The organism is Geodermatophilus pulveris (assembly GCF_900188375.1).
GTDB lineage: Bacteria > Actinomycetota > Actinomycetes > Mycobacteriales > Geodermatophilaceae > Geodermatophilus > Geodermatophilus pulveris.
Genome location: NZ_FZOO01000002.1, coordinates 497,579 through 516,353, shown reverse-complemented (window position 1 = coordinate 516,353; position 18,775 = coordinate 497,579). Strand labels below are relative to the sequence as shown.

At 75.7% G+C, this 18,775-nt stretch carries 20 protein-coding genes; 15 read left to right on the top strand and 5 right to left on the bottom strand.

The window, feature by feature from the left end; translation table 11 throughout:
• The first annotated feature begins 20 nt into the window (after nucleotides 1-20).
• Entirely contained in the window at nucleotides 21-1,337 is a 1,317-nt protein-coding gene (locus CHB98_RS05925) for an MFS transporter (RefSeq protein WP_089304654.1), read from the top strand.
• Nucleotides 1,338-1,364: 27 nt separating this feature from the next.
• On the opposite strand, the gene CHB98_RS05920 is transcribed toward CHB98_RS05925, so the two are convergent.
• Both CHB98_RS05920 and CHB98_RS05915 read right to left on the bottom strand, forming a co-directional pair.
• Nucleotides 1,365-2,306, bottom strand: a complete 942-nt coding sequence (locus CHB98_RS05920; protein ID WP_089304653.1) for a proteasome assembly chaperone family protein — start codon at nucleotides 2,304-2,306, stop codon at nucleotides 1,365-1,367.
• Between the two features lie 70 nt (nucleotides 2,307-2,376).
• Nucleotides 2,377-3,729, bottom strand: coding sequence for an AI-2E family transporter (locus CHB98_RS05915; RefSeq protein ID WP_179224230.1), 1,353 nt, complete (start codon nucleotides 3,727-3,729; stop codon nucleotides 2,377-2,379).
• 76 nt (nucleotides 3,730-3,805) lie between these two features.
• Between CHB98_RS05915 and CHB98_RS05910 the strand changes: the two genes are divergently transcribed.
• From CHB98_RS05910 to CHB98_RS05865, 10 genes are all read left to right on the top strand, one after another.
• Nucleotides 3,806-4,273: a PPOX class F420-dependent oxidoreductase gene (locus tag CHB98_RS05910; protein WP_089304818.1), complete on the top strand. Its 468-nt coding sequence runs from the start codon at nucleotides 3,806-3,808 to the stop codon at nucleotides 4,271-4,273.
• Nucleotides 4,274-4,311: 38 nt separating this feature from the next.
• A complete protein-coding gene (locus tag CHB98_RS05905) occupies nucleotides 4,312-4,782 on the top strand; it encodes a hypothetical protein (protein ID WP_179224228.1) in 471 nt (156 codons plus the stop codon).
• A 92-nt stretch (nucleotides 4,783-4,874) separates the two neighbouring features.
• Nucleotides 4,875-5,417 (top strand): hypothetical protein, encoded by a 543-nt coding sequence (locus CHB98_RS05900; RefSeq protein WP_089304652.1) that lies wholly within the window; start codon nucleotides 4,875-4,877, stop codon nucleotides 5,415-5,417.
• 59 nt (nucleotides 5,418-5,476) lie between these two features.
• The gene (locus CHB98_RS05895) at nucleotides 5,477-5,890 is read left to right on the top strand and encodes an ankyrin repeat domain-containing protein (protein ID WP_218822262.1); all 414 of its coding nucleotides are present in this window, start codon (nucleotides 5,477-5,479) and stop codon (nucleotides 5,888-5,890) included.
• Between the two features lie 178 nt (nucleotides 5,891-6,068).
• Nucleotides 6,069-7,337: an AI-2E family transporter gene (locus CHB98_RS05890; RefSeq protein ID WP_245820942.1), complete on the top strand. Its 1,269-nt coding sequence runs from the start codon at nucleotides 6,069-6,071 to the stop codon at nucleotides 7,335-7,337.
• 88 nt (nucleotides 7,338-7,425) lie between these two features.
• Complete coding sequence (locus CHB98_RS05885; RefSeq protein ID WP_089304650.1) at nucleotides 7,426-7,689, top strand: hypothetical protein; 264 nt, start codon at nucleotides 7,426-7,428, stop codon at nucleotides 7,687-7,689.
• 35 nt (nucleotides 7,690-7,724) lie between these two features.
• Nucleotides 7,725-8,126 (top strand): AAA family ATPase, encoded by a 402-nt coding sequence (locus CHB98_RS05880; RefSeq protein WP_089304649.1) that lies wholly within the window; start codon nucleotides 7,725-7,727, stop codon nucleotides 8,124-8,126.
• A 113-nt stretch (nucleotides 8,127-8,239) separates the two neighbouring features.
• Nucleotides 8,240-8,659 carry a DUF350 domain-containing protein gene (locus CHB98_RS05875; RefSeq protein WP_089304648.1) on the top strand — a complete coding sequence of 140 codons (420 nt, stop codon included), beginning with the start codon at nucleotides 8,240-8,242 and terminating at the stop codon, nucleotides 8,657-8,659.
• Between the two features lie 98 nt (nucleotides 8,660-8,757).
• Nucleotides 8,758-9,528: a 3-oxoacyl-ACP reductase FabG gene (gene fabG, locus CHB98_RS05870; protein WP_089304647.1), complete on the top strand. Its 771-nt coding sequence runs from the start codon at nucleotides 8,758-8,760 to the stop codon at nucleotides 9,526-9,528.
• 120 nt (nucleotides 9,529-9,648) lie between these two features.
• Nucleotides 9,649-10,272 (top strand): SGNH/GDSL hydrolase family protein, encoded by a 624-nt coding sequence (locus CHB98_RS05865; RefSeq protein ID WP_089304646.1) that lies wholly within the window; start codon nucleotides 9,649-9,651, stop codon nucleotides 10,270-10,272.
• A 100-nt stretch (nucleotides 10,273-10,372) separates the two neighbouring features.
• Here CHB98_RS05865 and CHB98_RS05860 read toward each other — a convergent pair whose 3' ends face one another.
• Entirely contained in the window at nucleotides 10,373-12,196 is a 1,824-nt protein-coding gene (locus CHB98_RS05860) for an NAD(P)/FAD-dependent oxidoreductase (protein ID WP_089304645.1), read from the bottom strand.
• Between the two features lie 132 nt (nucleotides 12,197-12,328).
• Between CHB98_RS05860 and CHB98_RS05855 the strand changes: the two genes are divergently transcribed.
• Nucleotides 12,329-13,597 (top strand): GAF domain-containing protein, encoded by a 1,269-nt coding sequence (locus CHB98_RS05855; protein ID WP_089304816.1) that lies wholly within the window; start codon nucleotides 12,329-12,331, stop codon nucleotides 13,595-13,597.
• 105 nt (nucleotides 13,598-13,702) lie between these two features.
• Here CHB98_RS05855 and CHB98_RS05850 read toward each other — a convergent pair whose 3' ends face one another.
• Nucleotides 13,703-14,998 (bottom strand): hydroxyacid-oxoacid transhydrogenase, encoded by a 1,296-nt coding sequence (locus tag CHB98_RS05850; RefSeq protein ID WP_089304644.1) that lies wholly within the window; start codon nucleotides 14,996-14,998, stop codon nucleotides 13,703-13,705.
• Nucleotides 14,999-15,285: 287 nt separating this feature from the next.
• Here CHB98_RS05850 and CHB98_RS05845 point away from each other — a divergent pair, with 287 nt between their 5' ends.
• Entirely contained in the window at nucleotides 15,286-15,933 is a 648-nt protein-coding gene (locus CHB98_RS05845) for a phosphoketolase family protein (RefSeq protein WP_281251833.1), read from the top strand.
• Nucleotides 15,934-15,988: 55 nt separating this feature from the next.
• Here CHB98_RS05845 and CHB98_RS05840 read toward each other — a convergent pair whose 3' ends face one another.
• Nucleotides 15,989-16,390 (bottom strand): cupin domain-containing protein, encoded by a 402-nt coding sequence (locus tag CHB98_RS05840; protein WP_089304643.1) that lies wholly within the window; start codon nucleotides 16,388-16,390, stop codon nucleotides 15,989-15,991.
• A 185-nt stretch (nucleotides 16,391-16,575) separates the two neighbouring features.
• Here CHB98_RS05840 and CHB98_RS05835 point away from each other — a divergent pair, with 185 nt between their 5' ends.
• Nucleotides 16,576-17,904 (top strand): MFS transporter, encoded by a 1,329-nt coding sequence (locus tag CHB98_RS05835; RefSeq protein WP_089304642.1) that lies wholly within the window; start codon nucleotides 16,576-16,578, stop codon nucleotides 17,902-17,904.
• A 205-nt stretch (nucleotides 17,905-18,109) separates the two neighbouring features.
• A complete protein-coding gene (locus tag CHB98_RS05830; protein ID WP_089304641.1) occupies nucleotides 18,110-18,757 on the top strand; it encodes a DivIVA domain-containing protein in 648 nt (215 codons plus the stop codon).
• Nucleotides 18,758-18,775 lie beyond the last annotated feature (18 nt).

Genomic DNA, 18,775 nt, shown 5'->3' with positions numbered 1-18,775 from the left:
CCGTCGCGTCAGGAGGCACCATGAGCACCGCACCGCCGTCGCCGGCCGGCACGAGGGGGACACGGGCGCGCGCCGCGGGCTGGGTGGCGCCGCTGTGCTGGGTCGCCGTCCTCCTCGACGGCTTCGACCTCGTCGTCGTCGGCACGGTCATCCCCACGCTGCGCACGCCGGAGGAGTGGGGGCTGTCCGGCACCGGCGCCACCGCGGTCATCACCGTCGGCCTGCTCGGCATGATGGTCGGCGCCCTCACCATCGGCACCCTCACCGACCTGGTCGGCCGGCGGACGGCGCTGATCGGCGCCGTCGCCGCGTTCTCGCTGCTCACCCTGCTGTGTGCGTTCGCGCCCAACGCCGCGGTATTCGGCGTGCTGCGGTTCCTCGCCGGCATCGGCCTGGGCGGCTGCCTGCCGACGGCGATCGCGATGGTCAACGAGTTCACCCGCGCCGGCCGCAGCGGCCGGGCGACCACCACGATCATGACCGGCTACCACGTGGGCGCGGTCGCCACCGCGGCCCTGGCGATCGTCGTCATCCCGTCCCTGGGCTGGCGCGCGATGTTCGTGATCGGCGCGCTGCCGGCGCTGGCGCTGGTGCCGCTGATGGTGCGCCACCTGCCCGAGTCGGCCGGCTACCTGCTCGCCCAGGGCAGGCGGGCCGAGGCCGAGGAGGTGGCCCGCCGGCACGGGCTGGCGCTGGAGAGCACCCCCGCGGCGGCGCCGCACGCCGGCGCGGAGGGTGCTGCGGGGGCGGCCGCCACCGTGCGCACGCTGTTCACCGCCGGCCGGCTGCGCAACACCGTGGCGATCGGCGCGACGTCGTTCATGGGCCTGCTGCTCGTCTACGGCCTCAACAACTGGCTGCCGACGATCATGCGCGAGGCGGGCTACGACCTCGGCGACTCGCTGGCCTTCCTGCTGGTCCTCAACGTCGGCGCGATCGTCGGCCTGCTGGTCGCCGGCACCGTCGCCGACCGCGTCGGCATCCGCGCCGCCGGCATCGCCTGGTTCGCCTCCGGGGCGCTGTTCCTGGCCCTGCTGTCGGTCCGGCTGCCCACCGCGGGCCTGTACGCCATGTGCTTCCTCACCGGCTGCTTCGTGTTCAGCGCCCAGGTGCTGGTCTACGCCTTCGTCAGCGCCAACCACCCGCCGCAGGTGCGGGCGACCGCGCTGGGCTGGTCGGCCGGCGCCGGGCGGATCGGGGCGATCGTGGGGCCGGTGGTCACCGGCGCGCTGGTCACCGCCGGCGTCGCCTTCCCCTGGGGGTTCTACGTGTTCGCCGTCGTGGGCGTGCTCGGCGCGCTGGGCATGAGCCTCACCCGCTCGGCCCGCCCGGCCTGAGCGGACGGCCTCGCGCCGGGTGCCGGCTCACTCGCCGCGGCGGCGCTCCTGCTCGGCGAGGAACCGCTCGAACTCCGCGCCGAGCTCCTCGCCGCTGGGCACCTCGCCGACGTCCCCGAGCAGGTCGCTGCCCGCGCGGGCGGCGGTGAACTGGTCGAACTGCTGCTCCAGCGCGGCCACCACCGCGGTGTTCTCGGGGGACCGGCCGATCTGCTCGTCGACCTCCGCGCGGTGCACCTCCGCGGCCGCCCGCAGCTCCTCCGTGGGCAGCTGCAGCCCGGTCAGCCCGGCCAGGTGCTCCAGCAGGGTCAGCGAGGCCGCCGGGAAGGTCGCCTGGGTCAGGTAGTGCGGCACGTGCGCAGCCACCCCGCACGCGTCGACGCCGGCCTCGCCGAGCCGCAGCTCCAGCAGCGCCCCGACGCTGCCCGGCACGCGGACCTCGCCCCAGTACACCGGGTACTCCGCGATCAGCGGGCGGCGCGTGGCGTGCGCGGTGACCGTCACCGGCCGGGTGTGCGGCACCGGCATCGGGATGGCCTGCAGGGCCACGACCGTGGTGACGCCGAACCGCCCGACCAGCTCCCGGACGGCGGCCACGAAGCCCTCCCAGGCGAAGTCCGGCTCCGCCCCGTGCAGCAGCAGGAACGGGCGCCCGGCGCCGTCCTCCAGCGCGTACACGCCGATCTCCGGCGCGGCGAAGGACTCGTAGCGGTCGCCGTTGAAGGTGATCCGCGGCCGGTGCGCGCGGTAGTCGACCAGGCCGTCGACGTCGAAGCGGGCGACCAGCCGGTGCGGCAGCGTGCGCAGCAGGTGCGCCCCGGCCAGTGCCGCGGCCGACGCCGCGTCGAACTCACCGGCCAGGTCGTGCACCAGGACCAGCCCGGGACCCCCGCCGTCCTCGCCCGCGCGGGCCAGGAGCGGCTCGGCCTCGGGGAGCAGCTCGACGAGCTGCTCCAGTCGTCGCGCCACGGCGGTGCCTCCTGTCGTCCGGATCTGCCGACTACAGCCCCCGCCGCGGCGGCGGCATTCCCCGGACGGCTCAGCCGGCCGGGCGGGGCGGGCCGTCGTCCGCGGCCGGGTCCCCGCCGTCGTCCTCCGGGGCGTCGCGGTGCCCGGGGGAGGTGACCCGCTCCCGGACGACGGTGGCCCCGGTCTCGTCGCCGGTGACCTGCACCCGGGTGCCGTCGTCGGCGACCTCGGGTGTCCGGCCGTCGAGCTCGTCGCGGAGGTAGCGGTAGACGACGGCGATCAGCGCGGCCACCGGGACGCCCAGGAAGGTGCCGAGGATGCCGTACAGGCTGCCGCCGAGGGTGACCGCCAGGATCACCACGGCCGCGTGCAGGTTCAGCCCGCGGCCCTGCAGGATCGGCTGCAGCACGTTGCCCTCGACCTGCTGCACGACCAACACGATGACCAGCACGATCAGCGCCGTCTGCCAGCCGTTGCTGACCAGGGCGACGATCACCGCGAAGAAGCCCGCGACGAAGGCACCGATGATCGGGATGAAGGCCCCGAAGAACGTCAGGACCGCCAGCGGCAGCACCAGCGGGACGCCGAGGATCCACAGCCCCAGGCCGATGAAGAACGCGTCGATGAAGCCGACCAGGGCCTGCTGGCGGATGAACTCCGACAGGGTGCTCCACGTCTTGTAGCTCAGCGCCGCCACGTGCGGGGCGACCTTCGGGCCGGTCTGGGCGGCCAGCCAGGGCAGCCAGCGGGGGCCGTCCTTGAGGAAGAAGAAGACCAGCACCAGGGCGAGCACCAGGTTGAGCAGCAGCCCGCCGACCGCCGTGGCGCCGGTGAGCGCGTAGCCGGCGATGTTCTGCGCGTTCCCCTGGATGGTGTTGATCACCTGGTCGACCGCCTGGCCGATCTGGTCCTCGCCGAGGTTCAGCGGCGGGCCGGTGACCCAGCCCTGCAGGTCCTCCAGCCCGGCGGTCGCGGCGTCGGCCAGCTCCCCGGCCTGGTCGGCGACCTGGGGCACGATCCAGGAGAACAGCCCCACGATGACCGCCAGGAAGGCCAGCAGCACCACGATGGCGGCCAGCGCCGGGGGCGTGCCCACCTGGCGCAGCAGCCGGGTGGGCGGCCAGAGCACGGTGGCGAAGAGCAGGCCCAGGATGACCGGCAGCAGGACCGGCCACAGCTGCCCCAGCACCCAGCCGACCACCACCAGCCCGGCCGCGATGAGCAGCAGCTGCGCCGAGGCGATGGCCAGCGCCCGGACGCCCTTCTGCAGCCGGGGCCCGCGGTCCGGGCCGGGTGCGGGGCTGGAGGTCGCCGAGGCGGTCGGGATGCTGGTGAAGCCGGGGGTCCGCGCGCTCGCCGCGGGCACGTCGCCGGGGGGTTCGGTGGACGACGCGCCCGCGCGGCCGGGCAGGCGGGGCCTCATGCGACTGGTCACAGTCGTCATGACTACCCCCTCCCCGGACCGGACGATCATGCGCCGGCCGTCGTACCGTCCCGCCATGCCGAGAACCGCGACCGCCGAGCGGGTCGACCGTGCCGCCCTCGAGCAGTTCCTCCGTCCCCGCCACAAGGCGGTGCTGGTCACCCGCCGCAGCGCCGGCGGGGTGCAGCTGTCCCCGGTCGCCTGCGGCCTGGACCAGCAGGGCCGGGTGGTGGTGTCCACCTACCCGCAGCGCGCCAAGACGGCGAACGCCCGGCGGGACCCGGCGGTCTCCCTGTGCGTGCTGTCCGACGACTTCGACGGCCCGTGGGTGCAGGTGGACGGCACCGCCGAGGTGCTCGACCTGCCCGAGGCGCTCGAGCCGCTGGTCGACTACTACCGGGCCATCAGCGGCGAGCACCCGGACTGGGGGGAGTACCGCGCGGCGATGACCCGGCAGGGCAAGTCGCTGCTGCGCGTCACCGTCGAGCGCTGGGGCCCGATCGCCACGGGCGGCTTCCCGCCGGAGCTCGCCGACAAGCCCTGAGGCTTGCCCGGCGCGGGGGAGGGGGGCACGCTCCCGGGGTGCCCTTCGTGCTCAGCGTCGGTGAGGAGCTCGAGGGGGTGCTGGCCGACCCCGCGGCCGTCGTGGAGGCCGTCCTGCGGCTGGTCCGCGAGGGCGCCCGCAGCATCGGGGTGGGAGCCGGCCCGCTGCCCGACGGCACCCGCGGCGGGCCGGCCCACCTCTACGCGCTGCGGGCCGCCGACGCCGCCGCGCAGCGCGCCGTCCGGCTCGCGGTGCGCGGCGCCGTCCCGTCCGAGGCCGCCGACGCGCAGGCGGTGCTGGGGGCGCTGGCCGTCGTCGTGCAGCGCCGCAGCGCCCCGGCGTGGGAGGCGGTCGAGCTGGTCGGCGCCGGGCACACGCAGGCCGGCGCGGCGGCCGCCCTCGGCATCTCCCGTCAGGCGGTCGGCCAGCGGCTGGCCGCCGGGTTGTGGGAGCTGGAGCGCGAGCTGCGGCCCACGGCCGCCCGGCTGCTCGCCCGCGCGGCGGGGTGATCGGGCCGGTCACGCACCCGGGCGTCGCGCGGTGATCACCCGAGGAGGGAGAATGCGTTCCGCATCCGCGCCGTCCGTCCCTGGGAGGACCCGTGTCCGAGCCGACCACCACCGGCGGCGTCCGCAACCCCGACCTGCTGGCCGTGTACTGCAACGACCACCTGGCCGCCTCGGTCGGCGGGATCGAGCTGGTCGGCCGGATGATCGGCGTGCACCGGGGCACCCCCTACGAGCCGCCCCTGCACCAGCTGCGCGCGGAGCTGCACGAGGAGAACGACGCGCTGACCGCGGTGCTGCACGCCCTCGGCCTCCCGGTGCGGCACTACAAGCAGCTGCTGCTCTGGGTGGGGGAGAAGGTCACCCGCGGCAAGCTCAACGGGCGCCTGCTCAGCCGTTCGCCGCTCAGCGACGTCGTGGAGTTCGAGTTCCTGGCCTCCGCCGTCCGCGCCAAGCGCAGCGGTTTCGAGACGCTGCGCGCGGTGGCCGAGGTCGAGGACCGCCTCGACGAGGCGCTGCTGGACCGGCTGATCGAGCAGGCGAACCGCCAGCACGCGTGGCTGACCGAGGCCCGGCGGGAGGTCGCCGCGCGCACCTTCGGCGGCCGCACGCGGCCGGCCGAGGAGGCTGCGGACTGAGCCCGGCCGCCGCACCCGGTGCCGTCCCCGCCGCCGTGCCGACCTCCTAGGCTCGCGCCGTGACCGAGCAGCAGGGCACCGGCGGGATCGACCCGGGCGTCGTCGAGCTGGCCGGGCGGGTGTTCGGCCTGGCGCGCGCCGGGGCCACCGAGCAGCTCGTGGCCTACGTCGACGCCGGGGTGCCGGCGGACCTGACCAACGACAAGGGCGACACGCTGCTCATCCTCGCCGCCTACCACGGGCACCCCGGCACCGTGGCCGCGCTGCTGGACCGCGGCGCCGACCCCGGCCGGGTCAACGACCGGGGGCAGACGGCCCTGGCCGCCGCGGTGTTCCGGCAGTCCGCGGACGCCGTCCGGGCGCTGCTGGGGGCCGGCGCGGACCCGGACGCCGGCGGCCCGACGGCCCGGGAGACGGCCGCCTTCTTCGACCTGCCCGCGATGGGCGCGCTGCTGGACGGTGCCCGTCCCTGAGCCGGCCGGCCCGGCGTGCCAGGCTGGCACCCCGGCAGTCCCGGCGTCCCGCGGAGGAGGGCCCATGCCCGGCGAGCACCCGTCCCCGGCCGGCCTGCGCCGCACCGCCCCCGAGGCCTGAGGCGCGCCGGCCGTGGCCGTCCAGCGCGAGGTCCCGCCGCCGGGGAGCGGCGTCCCGGTGACCGACAGGTCGACCAGCCTGCCGCCGGCCGTCGCCGCGGAGGTGCAGGCCGCGGCCGTCGAGGCGCGGACCGCCCCGGACGCCGGTGCCGGGACCGAGCCGCCGCCCGAGACGGCCCCGGGGCCGGCGACCGGGGGCATGCCGCGCTGGATGGTGCTGCTGATCGGCGCGGCCACCGCCACCATCGCCATCGCGGGGGTGCGCTCGATCGCGTGGCTGGTCGGCCCGGTGCTGCTCGCCCTCGTCGTCGTCGTCGCGCTCGCCCCGGTGCAGCGCTTCCTGCAGCGGCACGGCTGGCCGCGGTGGGCCAGCACCACGGTGCTGCTGCTGCTGGTGTGCACCGTCCTGCTCGGCTTCGTCGGCCTGCTCGTGGTGTCGATCGCCCAGTTCGCCGCCCTGCTGCCGGACTACGCCGTGGAGGCCGAGGCGCTCGTCGCCTCCGTCGTCGACGACCTCAACGACCGCGGCATCGTCTCCGGCCAGCTCTCCGACCTGCTCGCCCGGTTCGACTACAGCCAGCTGGTCGGCGTGGCCACCGGGGTGCTGTCCCGGGCCACCGACGCCGCCTCCACCCTGGTGCTGCTGCTCGCGGCGCTGGTGTTCCTGTCCATCGAGTCCGGCGGGTTCGGCCGGCGGCTGGCCCTGGTCGCCGCCGACCGCCCCCACCTGCCGATCGCCCTCGGGCTGTTCGCCCGCGGCACCCGCAGCTACCTGTGGGTGAGCACCGTCTTCGGCGCGGTCGTCGCGGTGGGGGACACGGTCGCGCTGGCCGTCATCGGCATCCCGCTGCCCGTGGTGTGGGGGCTGCTGGCCTTCATCACCAACTACGTGCCCAACATCGGGTTCGTCCTCGGCCTGGTGCCCCCGGCGATCCTCGCCCTGCTCGACGGCGGGTGGGCCGACTTCTGGACCGTCGTCGCCGTCTACGCGCTGCTCAACTTCGTGGTGCAGACGCTGATCCAGCCGCGCTTCGTCGGCGACTCGGTGGGCCTGTCGATGACGGTCACCTTCGTCGCGCTGCTGTTCTGGGGCTGGGTGCTCGGCGCGCTCGGTGCGCTGCTGGCCATCCCGCTCACCCTGCTGCTCAAGGCCCTGCTCGTGGACGTCGACCCGCGCGGGCAGTGGCTGGACGCGCTGCTGCGCGAGGAACCCCGCGCGCCCCGGACCAGCCGGGCCCGGCAGCGGGCGCACGCCCGCCGCGCGGCCCTCGCCTCCGTCCGCGCGCTGCACGTGCCACGGTCGCACCGGCGCCCGCCGGAGGGGTGAACGCGCAGGTCAGCACGGAATGTCGGACCCCCGGAGGACGTTGTCACCATGTCGGGCACCCCGCCCGGCGGGACGTCGGGAGGACGGCATGAAGGGCGATCGAGTCGAGGTCGTGATCGACGCGGGCGGCAGCACGCGCACCTACGAGATCGAGGCCACGCGGGCCGGCCGGCGGGTCGACGTCCGCCACGGGCGCGGCCTGGTGGAGGTCACCGAGACCACCCGCGGCGGCACCACCGTCCGCACCGCCCGGTTCATGGCCGGCCGGGTCCTCGCGCTGGTGGAGCACCCGGCCCCGCGCCCGGCGCTGGACGACGACGCCGGCGTGACCCCGCTGCGCCACAGCGCCTGAACGAGGACGCCGTCCCGCCCCCGGAGCTGGTCGTCATGGTGGGCCTGCAGGGTGCCGGCAAGTCCACCTGGGTGCGGGAGAACCTGGCCGGCACCCACACCGTGGTCAGCAAGGACCACTGGCCGAACGCCCGGCGTCGGGAGGCCCGCCAGCAGCGGGTGGTCGGGGAGCTGCTGGCCGCGGGGCGCAGCGTGGTCGTCGACAACACCGACCCGACGCCGGCCGAGCGGGCCCCGCTGGTCGCCGCGGCGCGGGCCGCCGGGGCCGGCGTCCGCGCGGTCTGGCTGGACACCCCGCTGCTGGTCTGCGCCGCGCGCAACGACGCCCGGGAGGGCCGGGCGCGGGTGCCCCCGGCCGGGCTGTACGGGACCGCGGCGCGGTTCGTGCCGCCGTCGACGGCCGAGGGCTTTGACCGGGTGGACGTGGTCGCCGGCTGACGCCGGCCGACCGGCGCGCGGCACCGGGCCGGTACGCCGGGGCCGGTCACGGGCCCCGGGTGCGGTAGACACGTGCGGCGTCCGCCCGTCCCGCATCCCCCGGAGGTCCTGCTGTGCTGGCCAGCATCGGTTACGCCGTCGCCTACACCGGGGTCGGCATCGTCCTGCTGACCCTCGGTTTCCTCGCCCTCGACCTGCTCACCCCGGGCCACCTCGGCCGGCACATCCACGAGCAGCGCTCGGTCAGCGCCGGCGTCGTCCTGGCCGCCGGGTTCCTCGCCCAGGGGCTGGTCATCTTCGCCGCCATCTGGACCAACGCGACCAGCGGGTTCGGCGAGGCGCTCCTCTACACCGTGGTGTTCGGGGTGCTCGGCGTGCTGCTCCAGGCGGTGGCGTTCGTCGTGCTCGACCTGGTCACCCCCGGCAAGCTCGGCAGCCACGTCACCGAGGTGGGGTTCCACCCGGCCAGCCTCGTGCTCGCCGCGGTGCAGCTGGCCGTGGCCGGCATCGTCGTCGCCAGCATCTGGCCGTGACCCGCCACGCCGGGGCTACCCGCCGGTAGCTCCGCGGTGGCCGGCCGTACCGTGTCCGTCGAGCGCACCGTACGGCGCAGATGTGGAGAGGACGACAGATGAGCGAGTCGAACAGCACCGGACCCCGCGTGGCGATCGTCACCGGGGCCGCGCGTGGCATCGGTGCGGCCGTCGCCCGCCGGCTGGCCCAGGACGGGTTCGCCGTGGGTGTGCTGGACCTGGACGAGGCCGCCGGCAAGGCGACCGTCGAGGCCATCGAGGCCGCCGGCGGCCGGGCCCTGGCGGTGGGCGCGGACGTCAGCGACGCCGAGCAGGTCGAGGCCGCGGTCAGCCGCGTCGCCACCGAGCTGGGCGCCCCGACGGTGCTGGTCAACAACGCCGGCGTCATCCGCGACAACATGCTGTTCAAGATGACCGAGGTCGACTGGGACGTCGTCATGAACGTGCACCTGCGCGGCGCCTTCCTCATGACCCGCGCGGTGCAGAAGCACATGATCGACGCCCGCTGGGGCCGGATCGTCAACCTCTCCAGCACCTCGGCGCTGGGCAACCGCGGCCAGGCCAACTACGCGACTGCCAAGGCCGGCCTGCAGGGCTTCACCAAGACCCTGGCCATCGAGCTCGGCAAGTTCGGCGTCACCGCCAACGCCATCGCCCCCGGCTTCATCCAGACCGAGATGACCAAGGCGACGGCGGACCGGATGGGCGTCGCGTTCGAGGACTTCATCGCCTACGCGGCCAAGGAGATCCCGGTGCAGCGCGTCGGCCAGCCCGAGGACATCGCGCACCTGGCCTCGTTCTTCGTCAGCGAGGGCGCCGGCTTCGTCTCCGGCCAGGTCGTCTACGCCGCGGGCGGCCCGCGCGCCTGACCGCGCCCGTCCGGTGTGTGCACCGAGGCCCCGTCCCCGCACCGGGGACGGGGCCTCGGCGCACCCGCTCCCGCCCGGCCGCCCGGGCATGGCCGTGCGTGCGCGGCCGTTGCACCGGGCGTGACGCACACGCCCCTCCGACTGGCCCTGCTCGGTGACTCCCTCGCCCACGGCTCCGGTGCCGCCGGCCCCCAGGACGCCCTCGGCCCGCGCCTGGCCGCGGCCCTGACCGGCGCCGGCTACGACGTCGACCTGTCCGTGCTCGCCGTCCCCGGGGCCGTCTCGCGCGACCTGGCCACCCAGGTCCGCCGGGCCGCGCCGCTGGGGCCGGACCTCGCCGTGGTGGTAGTCGGCGCGAACGACCTGGCCCGGCTGGTCCCCCCGGCGCAGGCGGCGGCCGCCCTGGGCCGGGCGCTGCAGGAGCTGCGCGCGGCCGGCACCGACGTGGTCGTCGTCCCCGCCCCGGACATGTCCACGGTGCCCTGGGTGCCGCCGGCGCTGCGGCCGCTGGTGCAGGCGGCCTCGGCGCAGCTGCAGCGCGCGCAGGCGGCCGTCGCCCACTCCGCCGGCGCGATGGTGGCCGCCGTCTCCGAGGCCGTCACCGCCGCGTTCGGCACCGACCCGGCGCTGTTCTCCGCCGACCGCTTCCACCCGTCGTCGGCCGGCTACGCGCACATCGCACAGGCCCTCGTCCCGCACGTGGTGGCCGCCGCCCACGCCCGCCGCGACGCCGCCGCGGCATGACCCGCCGCCGTCCGGGCTCACCGTCGCGGGTCCTGGCTCACCTCCGGCAGTGAGCCAGGACCCGCGATGACCAGCTCAGCTGGTCATTGGCGGGCGGGGGTCAGGAGGTGTGGTGCACCTCCTGCAGCCGGTACACCGGGGTGGGGATCCCCTCGTAGCGGGCCTTGAGCTGCAGCGCCAGGTACAGCGAGTAGTGCCGCGACTGGTGCAGGTTGCCGCCGTGGAACCACAGCCCCGGCTGCTGGGTGGGCTTCCACATGTTGCGCTGCTCGCCCTCCCACGGACCGGGGTCCTTGGTGGTGTCCGAGCCCAGGCCCCAGACCTTGCCCACCCGGTCGGCGACCTCCTGGCTGATCAGGTCCGCCGCCCAGCCGTTCATCGAGCCGTAGCCGGTGGCGTAGACGACCAGGTCGGCGGGCAGCTCCGTGCCGTCGGCGAGCACGACGGCGTCCTCGGTCAGGTGGTCGACCTGCCCGTGCGCCAGCTCCACGTCCCCGTTGGCGACCAGGTCGGCGGCGCCCACGTCGATGTAGTAGCCCGAGCCGCGGCGCAGGTACTTCATGAACAGGCCCGAGTCGTCGTCGCCCCAGTCCAGCCAGAACCCGGCGGCCTCCATCCGGCGGTAGAAGTCCGCGTCGCGCTCCTTCATCTGCTCGTACAGCGGGATCTGGAACTCGTGCATGATCCGGTAGGGGATCGAGGCGAAGACCAGGTCGGCCTTCTCCGTGGTGACTCCGTCGGCGACGGCCTGCTCGGAGTAGAGCGCGCCGAGGCCGATGTCCATGAGGCTGTCGCTGCGCACGATGTGCGTGGAGGTGCGCTGCACCATCGTCACGTCGGCGCCGGCCTCCCACAGGGCCCCGCTGATGTCGAACGCGGAGTTGTTGCTGCCGACGACGACGACCTCCTTGCCGGCGTACCCGTCCGGGCCCGGGTGCTGCGAGGAGTGCTGCTGCTCGCCGCGGAACACGTCCTGGCCGGGCAGCCGGGGGACGTTCGGCTTGCCGGACATCCCCGTGGCCAGCACCAGCTGCCGGGGCCGCAGGGTCAGTGGCCGGCCGTCGCGCTCGACCTCGACGGTCCACTCCTGCGCCTGCTCGTCGTAGGACGCCGAGCGCACCGCCGTGCTGCCCCAGTACGGGATCTCCATGACCGTGACGTAGAACTCGAGCCAGTCGCCGATCTTGTCCTTGGGGGCGAACACCGGCCAGTTGTCCGGGAACTTCAGGTAGGGCAGGTGGTCGTACCAGACCGGGTCGTGCAGGCACAGCGACTTGTACCGGCTGCGCCACTGGTCGCCGGGCCGGGCGTGCTTGTCGACGACGAGCGCCGGGACGCCGAGCTGCCGCAGCCGCGCGCCGAGCGCGATGCCGCCCTGCCCGCCGCCGACGACGAGCACCTCCGGCTGGGTGGTCACGCCCAGGCCGGCCTCCTCCTGCTCCCGGCGCTCCCGCCAGGTGAGCCGCTCCCGGTTCACGCCGTGCTCGGCGCCCATCGGCCGGCGCCCGCCGAGCGGCTCCTCGTGGCCCTTGAGCTCGTGGAGGGTGGTCAGCAGGGTGAACGCCTTCGTGCCGCCCTCGGTCAGCCGCAGGTGGCCGCGGCCGCGCCCGACGGCGGTCTCGAACTCGATCCAGGCGCTGACGACGCCGCCGTCCTCGGTGGGCTCCTCGCCGGTGCGGAAGCCGGTCGGGTCCGTGCCCGCGAGGGTCTCGGTCAGCAGGTCGCGCACGCCGTCGGGGCCCTCGACGGTGGTGATGTTCCAGGTGAAGGCGACCAGGTCGCGCCAGAAGCTCGTGGCGGCGAACATGCCGGCCGCCCGGTCGACGTCGCGGGCGGTGAGCGCGTCGGAGAACTCGGCGAGCCAGGCCTCGGTGCGCTCGGCGGGGGAGCCGGCGGTGTCCGGCCGGTCGATGGTCTGCGTCACGGCGAGGGTGCCTCCTGCATCGTCGCGGGCTCCGGTCGCCGCCAGCAGACCTGCCCGGCCCGTGCAGGGGGAGCGTTGCAGGGGGTTGCACCGCCTATGGTCGTGGTGCAGGTCACACGGGAGGAGCTGCCGATGACCGCCGCCCAGAGCGCGCTGCCCTCCGGAGCCGACCCGCGGGTGCACACCCGGCTGCTCGCCCGGGTGCGGGCCGCGGCCCTGGCCGGCGGCACCCCGCCCGCCCCGCCGCGGCCGGTGATCGGCGCGTCCTGGCGCCGGCTGCGCGGCAGCGGCCTGGACCCCTCGCGGACGCCGGACGTCGCGCCGCTCACCGGGCCGGAGCTGGAGCGCCGCCGGGCGGAGAGCGGCCTGGCCCCGCTGCTGCCGCTGCTGCGCGAGCGGCTGCTGCCGGTGGCCCTGGACGCCGGCCAGGTGCTGGTCGTCGGCGACGCCGGCTGCCGGGTGCTGTGGCGCGAGGGCGGCGCCGGGGTGTGCCGGCGGGCCGACCGGCTGGGCTTCGTCGAGGGCTCGGCGTGGGACGAGGACGTCGTCGGCACCAACGCCATCGGCACCAGCGTGGTGGTGCGCGCGCCGCTGCAGGTGCACGCCGCCGAGCACTACGCCGAGGGCCACCAGCCCTGGACCTGCGCCGCCGCGCCGCTGCGCGACCCGGTGACCGGCCGGGTGCTCGGGGTGGTCGACCTGTCCGGCCCGGCGTCGACGGTGCACCGGAGCACGATCGCCCTGGTCGACGCGGTCGCCGCACTGGCCGGCCAGGAGCTGTCCCGGGCCCACGTGCGGCACGTCGAGCGGCTCCGGGCGCTGGCCGCCCCGCTGCTGGCCCGGCTCAGCGGCCCGGCGCTGGTCGTCGGCGTCGACGGCTGCACCGCCGCGGCGACCGGCCTGGCCGCCCCCGACCGCGTCGTGCTGCCCGAGCACGTGCACCCCGGCCCGGCCTGGGTGCCGGCGCTGGGCCGGTGCACCGTCGAGCCGCTGCCCGGCGGCTGGCTGCTGCGCCCGCGGGGCCCGGCCGACGACGACCGGCCCACCGGGCTGGTGCTCGACCTCGCCGGCCCCCGCCCGCGGGTGCAGGTGACCGGGCCCAGCGGCAGCTGGACGGCGGCGCTGAGCCTGCGGCACGCCGAGATCCTGCTGGCCCTCACCGGGCAGCCGGCCGGGCGCTCGGCGGCCGCGCTGGCCGCCGACCTGTTCGGCGACCCGAGACGGACGGTCACCGTGCGGGCCGAGGTCTCCCGGTTACGCCGCACGCTCGGGTCGGTGCTGCTGACCCAGCCCTACCGGGTCGACGAGGACGTCGACGTGCAGGTGCGGCTGCCCACGCCGGTCGCCCGGCTGCTGCCGGCCTCGACCGCGCCGCTGGTCGAGCGCCTGCGCCGCGGTTGACGGACGGACCTCCCTGCCCCCCGGCCCCGTCCCGAGGCTCGCGCCGAGCTCGCGAGGCGTGAGGAGGACGGGGTCCTTCGACCGCAGGGGGGCCGTTCCAGCACGTCACCAGAGGGACAGGGAGCGGGTGTAGATGCCGGCCACGTCCTCCTCGGTGACGTCCCGGGGCGCGGTGGCCAGCAGCCGCTGCTGCTTCATCGTGCCCTCGACCAGGTCGGGGACGTCGCCCTCGTCGTAGCCCACCGCGCCGATGCCGCCCGGGATGCCGATGTCGCGCATCAGCGCGGCGAGCACCGCCGGCAGGAACTCCGCGGGGTCGCGGGTCTGCTCGGCCTGCGGGTCCAGCAGCCGGGCGGCGCGCAGGTGCCGCTCGGGGTCGGCGTCGAAGGTGAACCGGAAGGCCTCCGGCGCGGTCAGGGCCACCGACATCCCGTGCGGGATCATCGGCTCGTCGGCCGGGTAGCCGTCGGGGTGGAAGCCCTTGACCCGCCCGGCGATCGGGTAGGCGTTCGCGTGCGGGATGTGCACGCCGGCGTTGCCGAAACCCAGCCCGGCGAAGGTCGCCGCCATCGCCATCTCGGTGCGGGCGGCCTCGTCGGAGCCGTCGTGGACCGACCGCCGGAAGGACCCGGCGAGCAGCGACATCGCCTTCTCCGACCACATGTCGCCGATCGGGTTGGCGCCGTTGTAGGGCACCCGCTGCTCGGGCCGCTTGCGCTCGTAGCTGGTGTAGGGCCGGGCGGTGTAGCTCTCCAGCGCGTGGCAGAGGATGTCCATCCCCGCGGCCGCGGTGACGCCGGCCGGCTGGCTGCGGGTCAGCACCGGGTCGACGACGGCCAGCGTGGGCCGCAGCCGGACGTGGCTGATGCCGGTCTTCACCTTGAGCGCGAGCACGTCGAGCACGCAGATGGTGGTGCTCTCCGCGCCGGTGCCGGTGGTGGTCGGGACGGCGACCAGCGGGTGGAGCGGGTTGACCGGGGCGCGGCCCTCGCCGACCGGCTTGTTGATGTAGTCCATCAGGTCGCCGGGGTTGGTGGTGAGCAGGTTGACCGCCTTGGCGGTGTCGATGCTCGAGCCGCCGCCCACGGCGACGATCGCGTCCCAGGGGCCGTGCTCGCGGGCCCACTCGACGGCGTGCCGCATGCTCTCGTCGGTCGGCTCCACGTGGGCGCCGTCGAAGACCCGCGCCTCGATGCCGAACGCCGTCATCTGGTCGGCGACCCGCTGCGGGTGGCCGGTCGCGGCCACGCCGGGGTCGGTGACCACCAGCACCCGCTCCGCGCCCGTCTGGGCGAGGTCGTAGCCGATCTCGTCGGAGGCGCCGGGGCCGAACTTCAGCTGGGGCGCCCCGTAGGTGAACACGCTCTCGGGGTTCGCGGGGGTGTAGCTGGACGCTGCCATGGGGGTGGCCCCTCCTCGTGCGGCGCTGGACGGCCGGGTGCGGTTGCCGAGAGTCTGCCCGCTCGCCGCCCACGGGACGATCCGGCCGGCACCCGCCCGCGGAGCGGAGCGGACGGAAGTGGTCCGCCTCGCCGCGCACACCGCCTGCCGCCAGGGGTACCTCCTCGTCGTCCCGGCCGAGCCGAACCGCGAGGGAGCACGCCGCATGACGACGACCACGACCAGCCCGACCGGGACGACGGACGAGGGCCCCCTCGACGCCGGGAGCTGGCGGCCCTCGACGCCTGGTGGCGGGCGGCGAACCACCTGTCGGTCGGCCAGATCCACCTGATGGGGAACCCCTGCTGCGCGAGCCGCCGGCCCCCGAGCACGTGAAGCCGCGGTTGCTGGGGCACTGGGGCACCACGCCGGGCCTGAACTTCGGCTACGCCTGCGCCGGCGACGTGCCGACCATGGAGACCCTCGCGGCGGTGGAGATCCTGCGGGGCTGGTTCCCCGACCTGCGGGTCCGGGTGGTCAACGTGGTCGACCTGATGCGGCTGCAGGACGACCGGGAGCACCCGCACGGCCTGTCCGACCGCGAGTTCGACGCGCTGTTCTGGTTGATCCACCGGCTGACCTACCGGCGCGCCAACCACGGCCACCTGCACGTGCGCGGCCACGTGGAGGAGGGGACGACGACCACGCCGTTCGACATGTGCGTCATGAACCGCATCGACCGCTTCGACCTGGCCATCGACGTGATCGACCGGGTCCCGCGGCTGCAGCGGGCCGGCGGGCACCACCGCGAGCGGCTGCGGAACCGGATCATCGAGCACCGGCAGTACGTGCGCACCCACGGCGAGGACCTGCCCGAGATCCGGGACTGGCAGTGGTCAGGGGTCGCCGGCCCGACCACCTCCGGCGGCAGCCCGCTGCACGAGCCGGAGAACTAGCGGCACCGGGGCCGGTCCGCCGGCGACGCACGCCGGCGGACCCACCCTGGGGGCCTCACCCGGTCGGCGGCTCGTCCTCGCCGGACTCCTCGGCGGCGTCGGCCTCCTCCCTGGTCCGGTGCACCGCGCCGTCGGCGTGCTCCGGCGGGCCGTAGACGGTGTAGAGGACCAGCGGGTTCGGGCCGGTGTTGACGAAGTTGTGCTTCGCCCCGGCCGGCACGACGACCAGGTCGCCCTGCGCCACCGCCTTCGTCGACCCGTCGATCCGCGCCTCGCCGGTGCCGCTGACGAAGGTGAGGATCTGGTCGATGTCCTCGTGCACCTCCTCGCCGATCTCGCCGTCCGGCGGGATCGTCATGATGACCAGCTGGGTGTGCTTGCCGGTCCACAGCACGCGGCGGAAGTCGGCGTACTTCTCCGCCTCCGTCGCGATCGTGTAGTGGATGACGGACGCCATCGCGGGCTCCTCTCCTGCAGTCGGGCACGGGTCCGTGCGGCCGCGGCCCTGCGGGCCGGGCGGACGACGTCCCTCCTGCCCGCGGCCCGCGCCGGTCATGCCTGGTCACCGGCGCCACCGGCGGGGTGAGCGACCTCACCGGCGGATCGGGAACGGACGGCGGCGTCCGTGACGATGTCCTCCCAGTGAGCACGCCGACCACCGCCCGCCCGACGGCCCGCACCTACGCCGTGTGGCTGGTGGCGCTGGGCGCCTACACCGTCGCCGTCTTCCACCGCGCCTCCCTCGGCGTCGCCGGGGTGGAGGCCCAGGAGCGCTTCGACGCCGGCGCCTCGGCGGTCTCGCTGTTCCTGGTGCTGCAGCTGGTCGTCTACGCCGCCATGCAGGTGCCGGTGGGGGTGGCGCTGGACCGGTACGGCTCGCGGCGGCTGGTGCTGGCCGGGGCGCTGACCATGGCCGCCGGGCAGGCCACGCTGGCGCTGGCCGGCGACGTGCCGACGGCGGTCGCCGCCCGGGTGCTGGTCGGCGCCGGGGACGCGATGACGTTCGTCAGCGTGCTGCGGGTGGTCGGCTTCTGGTTCCCCGGCCCGACCGTCCCGCTGGTCACCCAGCTCACCGGCATCCTGGGCCAGTTCGGCCAGATCGCCGCCGCCTACCCCCTGGTGACGCTGCTGGAGTCGACGTCCTGGGAGAGCACCTTCCTCGGCGCCGCCGCGGTGAGCGTGCTCGTCGCCGTCCTCGTGTCCGTCGCGCTGCGCGACGCCCCACCGGGCACCGTGCTGAGACCACCGGCCGGGCTGGCGGAGGTGCGGCGCAGCCTGGCGCTGACCTGGCGGGAGCCGGGCACCCGCATCGGCCTCTACACCCACCTGGTCACCCAGTTCTCCGGCACCGTCTTCGCGCTGCTCTGGGGCTACCCGTTCCTGGTGCTCGGCCAGGGGCTGAGCCCGGCGACCGCGGCCGGCCTGCTCACCCTGCTGGTGGTCGTCGGGATCGGCGTCGGCCCGCTGCTGGGCCGGCTGTGCGGGCGCTGGCCGCTGCGCCGCTCGGACCTGGTCTTCGGCATCCTCGCCGCGACCGTCACGGCGTGGACCGTCGTGCTGCTGTGGCCGGGGCCGGCACCGCTGTGGCTGCTCGTGGTGCTGGTCGTCGTCCTGGGCACCAACGGCCCCGGCTCGATGATCGGCTTCGACTACGCCCGCACCTGGAACCCCGCCGAGCGGCAGGGCAGCGCCAGCGGCGTGGTCAACGTCGGCGGCTTCGTCGCCTCGCTGCTGACCGTCCTGGCGGTGGGCGCGGTCCTCGACCTGCTCACCCCGGGCAGCTCCACCGACTACCCGCTGGACGCCTTCCGGGCCGCGTTCGCCGTCCAGTACGTGTTCTGGGCGGTCGGCCTGGTCGGCGTGCTGCGCCACCGCCGACAGCTGCGCGCGAGGCTGGCCCGCGACGGCGTCGTCCTGGCCCCGCTGGTCGCCGCCGTCGGCGCCCGGCTGCGCGGCCGCTCCGTCTACTGAGGGAGGACCCCGTCCGCCCCAGCCCGGGACGGTGCCCGGGACGGGGCCGCCGACACGCGGCGTGGCGGATCACGCACGCAGGCGGGCGACGCCACGGGGGCCGGTGGCACCGGTGCGCGAGCCCGCCACCGGGCGCCCGCGGTCTGGGACCGTCCGGTCGGCCGCCAGGGCGCGGCGGCCGGCAGGGCGCAGCAGGGGGTGCACGGTGTTCCGACGCAACGACGTCCTCATCGGCGGCGGCAGCGGGGCGGCCGGCCCGCCGGCCCCGCCCGCGGAGCAGCCCGGGCGGCACAGCGCCGGCGACCTCGACGCGCTGCTGGGCGAGCTGCCGCTGTTCCGCACCGCGCTGCGCGGCTACGACCGCCTGCAGGTCGACAACTACGTCGCCTGGGCCGAGACCGAGCTGCACGCGGTACGCCGGGCCAACGAGGACCTGCTGACCCGCTACGGCACGTGCTCCGCGGAGCTGGAGATCTCACGGCGGCTGCTGGCCTGCTCGCCGGCCGGGCGCGAGCAGCTGCGCGCCTCCGAGCGGCTCGGGGAGATCCTGCAGCTGGCCGCCGACGAGGCCGCGCGGCTGACCGAGGCCGGCGCCGCCGACGCCGACCGGCTGCGCGCGACGGCGCGCGGGGAGGCCGACGCGCTGCTGCGCCGCGCCCGCGAGGTCCGGGACGCCGCCGTCGCCGACTGCGCCCGGATGCGGGACGAGGCCGAGCACGCCTGCGCCGAGGCGGCCGAGGAGCTGGCCGCGGCGCACGCCGAGGTCCGCCGGCTGACCGGGCGGCTGGACGAGGCGCTGCGGACCCTGGCCGCGGTGGGGGAGGAGCCGGGACCCACGCCGCCGGCCGCGTGACCGGTTAGGTTCGGGCCC

What these genes read in the sequence shown, in the direction of transcription:
- CHB98_RS05880 (WP_089304649.1), top strand. Translation starts at nt 7,725, where the DNA reads ATGGTGGGCCTGCAGGGTGCCGGCAAGTCCACCTGGGTGCGGGAGAAC.
- CHB98_RS05840 (WP_089304643.1), bottom strand. Translation starts at nt 16,390, where the DNA reads ATGGCGTCCGTCATCCACTACACGATCGCGACGGAGGCGGAGAAGTAC.
- CHB98_RS05850 (WP_089304644.1), bottom strand. Translation starts at nt 14,998, where the DNA reads ATGGCAGCGTCCAGCTACACCCCCGCGAACCCCGAGAGCGTGTTCACC.
- CHB98_RS05855 (WP_089304816.1), top strand. Translation starts at nt 12,329, where the DNA reads ATGACCGCCGCCCAGAGCGCGCTGCCCTCCGGAGCCGACCCGCGGGTG.
- CHB98_RS05915 (WP_179224230.1), bottom strand. Translation starts at nt 3,729, where the DNA reads ATGAGGCCCCGCCTGCCCGGCCGCGCGGGCGCGTCGTCCACCGAACCC.
- CHB98_RS05910 (WP_089304818.1), top strand. Translation starts at nt 3,806, where the DNA reads ATGCCGAGAACCGCGACCGCCGAGCGGGTCGACCGTGCCGCCCTCGAG.
- CHB98_RS05925 (WP_089304654.1), top strand. Translation starts at nt 21, where the DNA reads ATGAGCACCGCACCGCCGTCGCCGGCCGGCACGAGGGGGACACGGGCG.
- CHB98_RS05885 (WP_089304650.1), top strand. Translation starts at nt 7,426, where the DNA reads ATGAAGGGCGATCGAGTCGAGGTCGTGATCGACGCGGGCGGCAGCACG.
- fabG (WP_089304647.1), top strand. Translation starts at nt 8,758, where the DNA reads ATGAGCGAGTCGAACAGCACCGGACCCCGCGTGGCGATCGTCACCGGG.